Annotated in this window: 13 protein-coding genes; 11 read left to right on the plus strand and 2 right to left on the minus strand. The window is 70.7% G+C overall.

Translation table 11 applies throughout. From position 1 onward, the window contains the following. The first annotated feature begins 97 nt into the window (after positions 1 to 97). The 5 genes from ABZV77_RS15945 (at position 98) to ABZV77_RS15965 (ending at position 3,693) form a co-directional block, all read left to right on the plus strand. Positions 98 to 739, plus strand: coding sequence for a GNAT family N-acetyltransferase (locus ABZV77_RS15945; protein WP_356256245.1), 642 nt, complete (start codon positions 98 to 100; stop codon positions 737 to 739). Positions 740 to 780: 41 nt separating this feature from the next. Continuing rightward, the gene (locus ABZV77_RS15950) at positions 781 to 1,506 is read left to right on the plus strand and encodes an ANTAR domain-containing protein (RefSeq protein ID WP_356256248.1); all 726 of its coding nucleotides are present in this window, start codon (positions 781 to 783) and stop codon (positions 1,504 to 1,506) included. 159 nt (positions 1,507 to 1,665) lie between these two features. Next, entirely contained in the window at positions 1,666 to 1,932 is a 267-nt protein-coding gene (locus tag ABZV77_RS15955) for a hypothetical protein (RefSeq protein ID WP_356256251.1), read from the plus strand. 84 nt (positions 1,933 to 2,016) lie between these two features. Next, the gene (locus ABZV77_RS15960) at positions 2,017 to 2,985 is read left to right on the plus strand and encodes a hypothetical protein (RefSeq protein WP_356256252.1); all 969 of its coding nucleotides are present in this window, start codon (positions 2,017 to 2,019) and stop codon (positions 2,983 to 2,985) included. A 72-nt stretch (positions 2,986 to 3,057) separates the two neighbouring features. Further along, positions 3,058 to 3,693, plus strand: coding sequence for an HAD-IA family hydrolase (locus tag ABZV77_RS15965; protein WP_356256255.1), 636 nt, complete (start codon positions 3,058 to 3,060; stop codon positions 3,691 to 3,693). Positions 3,694 to 3,760: 67 nt separating this feature from the next. Here ABZV77_RS15965 and ABZV77_RS15970 read toward each other — a convergent pair whose 3' ends face one another. Beyond that, positions 3,761 to 4,225 (minus strand): MarR family transcriptional regulator, encoded by a 465-nt coding sequence (locus ABZV77_RS15970; protein ID WP_356256257.1) that lies wholly within the window; start codon positions 4,223 to 4,225, stop codon positions 3,761 to 3,763. 90 nt (positions 4,226 to 4,315) lie between these two features. On the opposite strand from ABZV77_RS15970, the gene ABZV77_RS15975 reads away from it, so the two are divergent. Further along, entirely contained in the window at positions 4,316 to 4,657 is a 342-nt protein-coding gene (locus ABZV77_RS15975; RefSeq protein WP_356256260.1) for an HGxxPAAW family protein, read from the plus strand. 111 nt (positions 4,658 to 4,768) lie between these two features. Here the strand turns inward: ABZV77_RS15975 and ABZV77_RS15980 are convergent, their stop codons facing one another. Further along, the gene (locus ABZV77_RS15980) at positions 4,769 to 5,398 is read right to left on the minus strand and encodes a TetR family transcriptional regulator (RefSeq protein ID WP_356256263.1); all 630 of its coding nucleotides are present in this window, start codon (positions 5,396 to 5,398) and stop codon (positions 4,769 to 4,771) included. 86 nt (positions 5,399 to 5,484) lie between these two features. Here ABZV77_RS15980 and ABZV77_RS15985 point away from each other — a divergent pair, with 86 nt between their 5' ends. From ABZV77_RS15985 to ABZV77_RS16005, 5 genes are all read left to right on the plus strand, one after another. Continuing rightward, complete coding sequence (locus ABZV77_RS15985) at positions 5,485 to 6,423, plus strand: oxidoreductase (protein ID WP_356256265.1); 939 nt, start codon at positions 5,485 to 5,487, stop codon at positions 6,421 to 6,423. Between the two features lie 20 nt (positions 6,424 to 6,443). Beyond that, on the plus strand, positions 6,444 to 7,211 hold the full coding sequence (locus tag ABZV77_RS15990) for an alpha/beta fold hydrolase (RefSeq protein WP_356256268.1): 768 nt from the start codon (positions 6,444 to 6,446) through the stop codon (positions 7,209 to 7,211). A 322-nt stretch (positions 7,212 to 7,533) separates the two neighbouring features. Next, complete coding sequence (locus ABZV77_RS15995; RefSeq protein WP_356256271.1) at positions 7,534 to 8,583, plus strand: cytochrome P450; 1,050 nt, start codon at positions 7,534 to 7,536, stop codon at positions 8,581 to 8,583. A 7-nt stretch (positions 8,584 to 8,590) separates the two neighbouring features. Next, positions 8,591 to 8,800, plus strand: a complete 210-nt coding sequence (locus ABZV77_RS16000) for a ferredoxin (RefSeq protein WP_356257594.1) — start codon at positions 8,591 to 8,593, stop codon at positions 8,798 to 8,800. Between the two features lie 265 nt (positions 8,801 to 9,065). Then, positions 9,066 to 9,596 (plus strand): response regulator transcription factor, encoded by a 531-nt coding sequence (locus tag ABZV77_RS16005; protein ID WP_356256273.1) that lies wholly within the window; start codon positions 9,066 to 9,068, stop codon positions 9,594 to 9,596. The last annotated feature ends 128 nt before the right edge of the window (positions 9,597 to 9,724 follow it).

Genomic DNA, 9,724 nt, shown 5'->3' on the forward strand with positions numbered 1-9,724 from the left:
AGGCGATCACTTACGCTGCAACCCGGCGATTCGCGGCACGGAGTTGGCACATTGGCGGGCGCGCGGTCGGCAGTGGACAAGTGATGAGGGGCGGGCTGTGGGTGTGGCGATCCGGAGAGCCGGGGAGGGCGACCGGGCGGACGTGGTCCGGCTGCTCGACGCGGCGTTGGTGCACGATCCGGTCAGCAGCTGGGTCTTCCCCGACGAGGCACACCGCCTGCGCACGCACCGTGCCCTGATGTCCGCCTTCCTCGACATCGCCCTTGACGAGGGGTACGTCGACATCACCGAGGACGGCGCGGCCGTGGCCCTGTGGTGGTCCGTTCCCGCGGGCCCGCACGAGAACGGCGGGGGCGACGCGGGGGACGCGGCGAGCGCGGAGGACGGACCGGTGCTGCTGCGCCGGGCCGTCGACCCGGAGAACGAACGGGTCGAACTGATCGGCCGGTTGACCGAAGCGATCCACCCCACCGACCGCGCGCACGAATACCTGCACCTCATCGCCGTGCACCCGGACCGCCAGGGCGAAGGACTCGGCACGGCACTCGTCTCCGCCGTGCTCGACCGCTGCGACCGCGACGGCCTGCACGCCTATCTGGAGGCAAGCAACGCGCGCAGCCGCGATCTGTACGCGCGCCTCGGCTTCACCTTCATGGGGACGACGCTCGACCTGCCGGACGGGCCGCCGATGTGGCCGATGTGGCGCGAGCCGCGGCAGGCAGGGGCGGACAGCCGGTGAGCCCGCGAAGCTGACGTAATCGTTCACGACCGGGGAGCGCTGTGGAGTTACTGCAGGACCTGACCGTTCGTTGCGCGGACCTGCTCGGGGTCTCCGCCGCTGCCGTGCTGCTCATCGGTGACCGCGAGGGCGCGGTCGCTGCGGGTGTGACGGCCGTTGTCGAGGCGTCGGACGAGCGGACGAAGGAGATCGAGCTGGCCGCCTTCCTCCGGGGCGGGAGCCCGAGCCGGGACAGCTGTCTGTCGGGCACGGCCCTGCCGCACATCGACCTCGACGGGGCGGAGGCGGCCGCACGGTGGCCATGGTTCGCACAGGAGGCGCGGGCCGCGGGGTTCGTGGCCGTGTGCGTGGTGCCGCTGCGGCAGGAGCCGTCGGGCGATGAGCAGGCGGTGGGCTCCGAGTGGGCGGTGGGTGCGGCACCGGTGGTGGGTGCGCTCGGCCTGTTCGGGGCCAGCCGCGAGGAGCCGCTGAGCGGCGAACAGCTGGCGTGCGCGCAGATGTTCGCCGACCTCGCGGCTGCCGCGGTCGCGCGCCAGCGGTCGCTGGAGCGGAGCATCGTGGAGTGCGGCCAGCTCCAGGCGGCGCTCACCAGCCGGATCGCCATCGAGCAGGCCAAGGGCGTGCTCGCCGAGCGGTGGCAGTGCTCGGTCGACGAGGCGTTCGGCGCGTTGCGCAAGCACGCGCGGCACCGGCGGCTGCGGCTCGGGGATTTCGCGCGGCAGGTGGTGGCGGGCGAGGTCGACACGACGGAGATCCGCCAGCGGTGACCGGAGACGGGGGCCGCCGCAGGACTGCCGGGACCGGTTGAACCGGAATAGCCTGGAGCCATGGGCAGCGAAAGGCCACGTGAAGGGCCACGTGAAGGGCCACGGCCCGGCCCCGCCCCGCAGGACGAGCCGCCCGTGTGCGCGGCCTGCGGAGGGCCGGTGGGTACGGCGATCCGGCGGCGCAAGGTGCTCGGGGTGTTCGTCCCCGTGTGGGGCCCCGGGCCGTGCCGCAACGCGCAGTGCGAGGCGTGTGTCGTCGAGGCGGACGAGGATGCGGCAGCGGGCGCACGGGGCGGCGGCAGTGGGAGCGGGCGCGCCATGCGGTCCCGCTCACGGAACGACAAGAGGCATGCGCAGCCCGGCGGGGAACGGCATGCGCCGCCCAGCGGCGACGGGCACGCGCCGCCCGGTGGCGAGAGCAAGTGACGTACTCCTGGCCGCCAGGCCGTCCCTTCGATCGCGGCGGTAGGGTCCCACGGATCGGCGCCACGGCCGTCCGGGAGGGGTCCGATGAAGGTGCGGTGGGGCGTACTCGCCCTGACGGGTGCGGTGTTGGCGGGGTGCGGGTCAGGATCCGGTGCGGGCTCGGAGGGCTCCTCGCTGCCCGGGTACGCGCGGGAGCCCGGCGTGCCGCGGGTGAAGAGCGCGGCCGACTTCCCGGAACTCCCTCTTGACCGCTACGAGTTCAGCGGCAGGGAGGAGAAGCGCCTGCGGGAGGCCAAGAACCGGTTGCAGCGGGAGTGCATGCGGAGCTTCGGGTTCGAGGACTTCCCGCTCGAACCCGACACCTGGATCCGCGGGACCCGGATGGCGAACAGCTTCACCTCGACGCTCGTCTACGTGTCCCCGTACGGGACGCTCGACCTCGACCGGGCCCGCCGCTGGGGCTACGGCAGCGACCCCGGCCGTACCGAGTCCATGACCGCGGAGCTGCTGCCGAAGGGGCGCGAGGTGACAGACCGCGAGGACCCCGTTCTGAACGGGACCGAGGCGGGTGAAGGCGGCCGCTCGGTGGTGCACGGCCGCAGGGTCCCGGCGGGCGGCTGCTCCGCGGAGGCGACACGGCGCACCATGGCGACGGTGGGCGACGAGACGCGCCTGTGGGCCTACGTCCCCGAGCGCACCGAGCAGATCGACACGGCCGTCGCCAAGGACGAGCGGGTCCGCAGGGCGTTCGCCGACTGGTCGCGCTGCGTCGAGGACAAGGGCTTCAAGCGGTACGCGAGCCCGGCACGGGCATTCCGCGACGAGGCGTGGCGCAGGGGGCGCGAAGACGGCAGCACCCACCGTACGAAGCGGGAGCTGGGCACGGCCGTCGCCGACGTCGAGTGCAACCGCGACCTGAACGTCGCAGGTGTGTGGTGGGCGGTCGCCGACGAGAAACAGCGCGACGACCTGCGCCGCAACAAGTCCCGGTACGAGGCCGTGCGCACGGACCAGAACCGGGTGCGGGCGGAGGTCCGGAAGGTGCTCGGGTAGGCGAGGGCGCCGGGCGAGCGGTGGGTGGAGGGAGCCGTCTGCCGTCCCGCAGGGGCGTGATAGACACATGGGATGACGATCCGCGGCCGGGCGTTCGACGCCGTACTCACTGACCTCGACGGCGTGATCCGTTTCTACGACATGGCGGAACTGGAGCAGGCGGAGCACTCGGCGGGTCTGCCTGCGGGCAGCACGGCCGAGGTGGCCTTCCGGCCCGAGACCGACCTGCCGCTGATGCGCGGCGAGATCACCAAGGAGCGGTGGATCGAGTCGATCGCCGACGGGCTTGCCGACCGGGTGCCGTGGGCGCGCGGCCACGAGCTCGGGACGACGCTCGCCGAGACGAAGTTCCGGGCCGACGACGTCGTGGTGGGGCTGCTCCGGGGGGTCCGCGCGGCCGGGCTGCCCGTCCTGCTCGTCACGAACGCGACGCCGTGGCTCGCCGACGACCTCGCCCTGCTCGGGCTGACCGGCCCCGACGGCATCCTGGACGATGTGATCAGCAGCGCCGACCTCGGCATCGCCAAGCCGGACCGGCGCATTTACGAGACGGCGGCGGAGCGGGCCGGTGCCGCCCCAGGCCGTTGCCTCTTCGTGGACGACCGCCGGGAGAACGTGGACGCCGCGGTCGCGCTCGGGATGAGCGGGCTGCTCTACCGTGAACCGGCGGATCTGCGGGGGGCGTTGGCCTCGGTCTGCGGTCTTTAGAGTCTTTGGCTTTCAGCCCGCAGCCCGCAGCCCGCAGCCCGCAGCCCGCAGCCCTCAGCAGGAGTCCTCAGCAGGAGTCCTCCAGATACGTGCGGGCGAGGGCCGCGGCGCCGGTGAGCCAGTCGGTGATCACTGCGAGCTCGTCCGCCGAGTACTTCGCGCAGAGCTCGGTGAGCAGTGCGGAGTACGGGCCGTAGACGGCCTGCACCCGCTCGGCGGCGGCCGGTTCCGCGGTGACGTGCACCCGGCGCCGGTCGGTGGGGTCGGGCCTGCGCGCCACGAACCCGCCGCGCTCCAGACGGTTGAGGATGCCGGTGACCGCGCCCGTCGTGACGTGCGCGCGGTCGGCCAGATCGCCCGCGGTGACCGGGGCGTCCGCCTCCAGGACGTGCGCGAAGCAGACCAGGTCCTTGACGCTCAGGTCGAGGTTGCGGGCCAGCTCCTGGCGGCCGATGAGGTTCGTGGCGACGAGATCGTCCAGTGCACCGATGGCGTCCGCGGCGGAGGCGGCGGGGTGGGTCTTCCCCTGCATGGAATGCATTGAACTCCCTTACTGCCTAAGATAAATTCCTTACTTGCTAAGACATCGTACGGCGTGCACAGGCAAGAAGGAGGCAGGGACGTGAGTGGACACCACGACGAAGGCCACACCGTCGCGGGGTGGACGGGATCCCTCATCGCGATGCTCGGGACCGTGGCTGCGGGTGTGGGCGTCGTCGGCTGGCGCCCGGGGATCTGGCTGGGGCTGATACTCCTGGTGGCGTCGGTGCTGGTCACCTGGGTTCTGCACCTGGCGGGCTGGGGCAAGCCGCCGACGCCGCGCAGCCCCGATCAGTGGCGGTTGTCGACGCGGGACCTCTCCGTGCGGGCCGGGCACGCGAACTGCCTCGGGTGCCGACTGGCCGGTCGGTCCGGTCGGTCCGGCGGGTCCGGCGGGTCCGTCCGGGAGGCCGAGGCGTCCTGAAGGGCTGATGCCTGACGGGCCGCGAGGGGGCTGAACTCCGGCGGGGCGAGGCCTGGCCGCTTGAGGCCCGGTGGAGTCCGGCCACATGAACGTCCTCCTCCGGTCCGCCGCCTACCTCCGGCCCACCGCGTCCAACGCCGGTGCGATGACGGCGAAGACCCGGTCGGTCAGCACGGCCGGGTCCTCCGCCCCGTCGCCCGCGCTCCACCTCTGCAGCACGGCCCCGAAGGCGGACAGGGCGATGCGGGCGGCCAGTTGGGGATAGAGGTCCGTGCGCGGATCAAGGCCGAGGCGGTGGGCGAGCTCCTCGGTGAGCTCGTCGCCCCACTGCGCCTGGCGCTCCAGGAAGCGGGCGTGCAGGGCAGGGCTTTCCAGTATCAACTGCGCCACGCGCAGGGCCTGTTGACTCGGGCCCGCACAGGCACTCACCGAGACCCAGACGGCGTGGCGCAGCGCCACCGACGGTGGCTCGTCGGCCGGGCGGGACGCGAGCTCCGCGCGCATGCCGGTGCCCACGTCGGCCAGGAACTGGATCACCACGTCCTCTTTGGACGCGAAGTACCGGAAAAAGGTCCGCTTGGACACCCCCGCGACGGCCGCGATCTCGTCGGCCGTGACCGCGTCGAACCCCCTCCGGGTCAGCAGCCGCAGCGCGGCCGACGTCAGCTCGTCCGAGACGAGCTGGCGCTTGCGTTGGGCGAGGCTCACTTCCGGGTGGGTACTCACTGCCTCAGTGTACATTTCGTGCCCTGTGCGGCATCAAGAGTACGTTCCGGCATCGAGGGAACTGCTTGACACCGAGTGCCACTTCGGGCAGCTTGTGTCGTATGAGTAATCAGCGTGGCTGGACCGCCGAGCAGATCCCTGACCAGAGCAAGCGAGTCATCGTCGTCACCGGGGCCAACAGCGGCCTGGGTCTTGCGACCACCCGGGCCTTGGCGCGCAAGGGTGCGCGCGTGATCCTGGCCGTGCGGGACGAGGCAAAGGGGCGGGCGGCGGTCGAGCAGATCACCGCCGAGGTCCCGGGCGCCGCCCTGGAGGTGCGCCGCGTCGACCTGGCGGACCTGGACTCCGTCCGCGCCTTCTCCGAGGATCTGCACGCGGATCACTCGCGCCTGGACGTGCTCGTGAACAACGCCGGTCTGATGGCGCCGCCGAGCCGCCTCCTCAGCCCGCAGGGCCACGAGGTGCAGTTCGCGGCCAACCACCTCGGCCACTTCGCGCTCACCGGGCTGCTGCTCGACCTCCTGGAGGCCGGGGAGGACCCCCGCGTCGTGACGGTGAGCTCGCCCAACCACCGCCAGGCCGATCTGTTCTTCGACGACATCAACGGCGAGCGCAAGTACTCGCCCATGGGCTACTACAACCAGTCGAAGCTGGCGAACGCCGTCTTCGGCTGGCAGCTCCACCAGAAGCTGACCGCGACCGGGAGCCCGGTGCGCAGCGTGCTCGCCCACCCCGGTTACACGTCCACCAACCTGCAGACGAGCTCGCCTGCGGGCATGGTGAAGTTCCTGTTCGGGCGGCTGCTGCTGCCGCTCGCCCAGACCCCGGCCCAGGGCGCGCTGCCCACGCTCTTCGCGGCGACCGACCCGAGCGTGACGGGTGGTCAGTTCATCGGCCCCGACGGCATGGGCGAGCTGCGCGGTGCGCCGAAGACGGTGGAGCTTGCGCCGCGGGCCTCGGACGCGGACAGCGGCCGCAGGCTGTGGGACCTGTCGGAGGAACTCACCTCCGTGTACTTCGCGTTCCCGGCCGCCGCCTGACCGGCAGAGGACGAGCGACGATGACTGCGAAGACCGCCGGGAGCAGCGCCTGGATCCGCCGGTACCGACCGGCCGAGCAGGCGCGCGCGAGGCTGCTCTGTCTGCCGCACGCCGGCGGCTCCGCTTCGTTCTACCTTCCGTTCGCCCGCGCGTTCGGGCCCGAGATCGACGTGCTGACCGTGCAGTATCCGGGGCGTCAGGACCGCTGGCACGAGCCGTGCGTGGACTCCGTCACCGGCCTGGCCGACGCGCTGGTCGACGAGGTACTGCCGTGGGCCGACCGGCCGTTGGCGCTCTTCGGGCACAGCATGGGCGCGATGGTCGGCTATGAACTGGCCGTGCGCCTGGAGCAGGCGGGGTCGCCGCCGCTCGCGGTGTTCGCCTCCGGCAGGCGCGCGCCGTCCCGGCTGCGCGACAACCCCTCGCCCATCCACCTGCGCGACGACCGTGGCCTGATCGACGAACTCCGGTCGCTCAGCGGCACCGACGCCCGGGTCTTCGACGACGAGGAGCTGCTGCGCAGGGCGCTGCCCGCGATCCGCAGCGACTACAAGGCGGCCGAAACCTACCGGTACGTTCCGCGACCCCGGCTTTCGGCTCCCGTCCACGTGATCGTCGGCGCCGATGATGGCCGGGTCACGCCTGAGGAGGCGCGCGCCTGGGCCGACCACACCGCGGGCGGCTTCGGGATGGAGACCCGTCCCGGCGGGCATTTCTATCTCACGGAACAGATGTCAAGTGTGGCGGAAGCCGTTTCGAGCCGGATTCTAGCGGGACTTTTGTCGTAATCAAGCGCCGCTATTGCGGAATTGCATTTATGGTGTGACCTCGATCACGGCAAAAGGTATTCCGGTAAACCGCCTTGTTTGAGCCAACCACCTTGTTAGGCTGAATTCCTCTTTCGGATGCGAGTCGTGCGAGGTGCAGGAAAACATGGGGGAAGTGGCCGAGGTAGACATTGCCGGCCTGCCGGCATATCCGTTCATTGGTCCGGACGACAATCCATTCATCCCGGTCACGGGGTCGGACCTGGAACGGCTCGAAGGGCCCGTGGGGAAGGTCAGGCTTCCCTTCGGGGGGTGGGCGTGGCTCGTCACCCGGCATGAGGACGTGCGGCAGCTGCTGCGGCACCCGGGCTTCAGTTCCGATCAGTACAAACCCGGGTTCCCGGTGCTCAACCCGATCCCGCCGAAGCAGGACGACGCGTCGGGCCTGTTCATCTTCATGGACGGCGACGCGCACAGCCGGTTCCGCAAGATGCTCACCGCCGAGTTCATGATCAAGAACATCCGGCGGATCGAGCCGCTCATCGAGGAGACGGTCGTCGAGGCGCTGGAGCGCCTGCAGGAGCTCGGCGCGCCCGCGGACCTGATGGCCGAGTTCGCGCTGCCCGTACCGTCGATGACGATCTGCCACCTGCTCGGTGTCCCGTACGCCGATCACGACTTCTTCCAGGACCACAGCCGCGTCATCATGGACCGGAACTCGGGCCCCGCGGAGGTCGAGGCGGCCCTCGGCGCCCTGGCCGGTCTCCTCGGCGACCTGGTCGACGCCAAGCGGCAGGATCCGGGCGAGGACCTCCTCAGCAGGCTCACCATCGAGCGGGTGGACACCGGCGAGCTGCGCAAGGACGAGCTCGTCAGCCTGGCCATGCTCCTGCTGGTGGCGGGACACGAGACCACCGCGAACATGATCGGCCTCTCGGCCCTGGTGCTCCTGCAGCACCCCGAGCACCTCGAAGCCCTGCGCGACGACCCGGAGCTGGCGCCGGGCATGGTCGAGGAGCTGCTGCGCTACCTCACCGTCGTGCGCACCGGGCTGCCGCGCCTGGCCATGGAGGACGCGGAGATCGGCGGTCAGCAGATCCGCGCGGGCGAGGGCGTCGTCGCGATGCTCGCGATGTCCAACCGCGACGAGTCGGTCTTCTCCGACCCCGACACGTTCGATCCGCAGCGGCGCGAGGCGCACCGCCACATGGCGTTCGGCTTCGGCCTCCACCAGTGCATCGGCCAGCCGCTGGCCCGCGCGGAGCTGCGGGTGGCGCTCGTCGAGCTGGCCCGCCGCTTCCCGAAGCTGCGCTCCGAGCTCACCCTCGCCGACGTCCCGCAGCGTCCCATGGCGGTGACGTTCGGCGTGGCCGAGCTGCCGGTGACGTGGTGACGTGACGATGCGGATCACGGTGAACAGGGAGCTGTGCGCGGGCGCGGGCAACTGCGTGGCGACGGTGTCGGAAGTGTTCGACCAGGACGAGAAGGAGGGGCTCGTGCTGCTGCAGCTCGCGGAACCGCCCCAGGATCTGTACGAACTGGTCGAGACGGCGGCCCAGATGTGTCCGGTGGGTGCGATCGAGATCGAGGAGCGCGTGCCCGCGTCGTGACATCCGGCGCCCGCCGGGCGTCACGACGACCGGCGCCCGCCGGGTGCCGCCCGGCGGGCCACCGTCTCACGTTTTGGAAAATCTAAATAGGCCGGTGCGTTCTTTTTCGCTGGGTGAAATATGCGCAACGAAAAGAGGGGCCGATCAACGGGGGGTCTTCCACTTGAACCGGGGAATTCAGGCACGAATCATCATTTGTGATCCACACCCTTATGCGCGTCTCGGAATTCGAAGATCGCTTGAGAAGGATCCCACGCTGTCCGTCGTGGCCGAGGTCGCCGAGCTCTCGGAGCTCCTTTCGGCGGCGGAATTGTACGATCCGGATGCCGTGATTCTCGACGGGCAACTGCACATCGGCCACGCCCAGGAACTCGCCGGTGTCGACGCCGCCCTCGTCGTCGTGGGGGACAAGGATTCGGCCACCCGCTGGATCGGCCTCACGCAGGTCAACGTGGGTGCGCTGGTGCACTGCTACGACCCCGTGGAGGACCTCGCCGTGGCGGTCCGCAAGGCGGTCGACGGCACGGGCTACGTCTCGCCGGGCCTCAGCGGCGTACTGCTCAAGCTCACCCGCGCCATGGCCCCGCGCCACCTGTCGGCGGTGCCCACACATGCGCCGCTCACCTCCCGCGAGTCCGAGGTGCTGCAACTGGTGCGCAGGGGGCTCGCGAACAAGGAGATCGCCCGGCGTCTCGGCCTGAGTGAGAAGACGATCAAATTCCACGTCTCCAATGTGCTCGCCAAGGCCCATGTGGCCTCCCGGGCCCAGCTGATCGCGTTGGCTCCGGCCATGTGAGCGCGGCGCGCTGCGCCTTGTGAACGAAGGTGCCCGCACGGTTCGTCCGTGCGGGCACCTTCGTCGTCGTACGGGGGCAGGATCCCCGTCGTTGTACGGGGTGGGGACCTGGCCGAAAGTCCAGGTTC

It is taken from the genome of Streptomyces sp. NPDC004732 (assembly GCF_040609235.1).
In the GTDB taxonomy this organism is placed as follows: Bacteria; Actinomycetota; Actinomycetes; order Streptomycetales; family Streptomycetaceae; genus Streptomyces.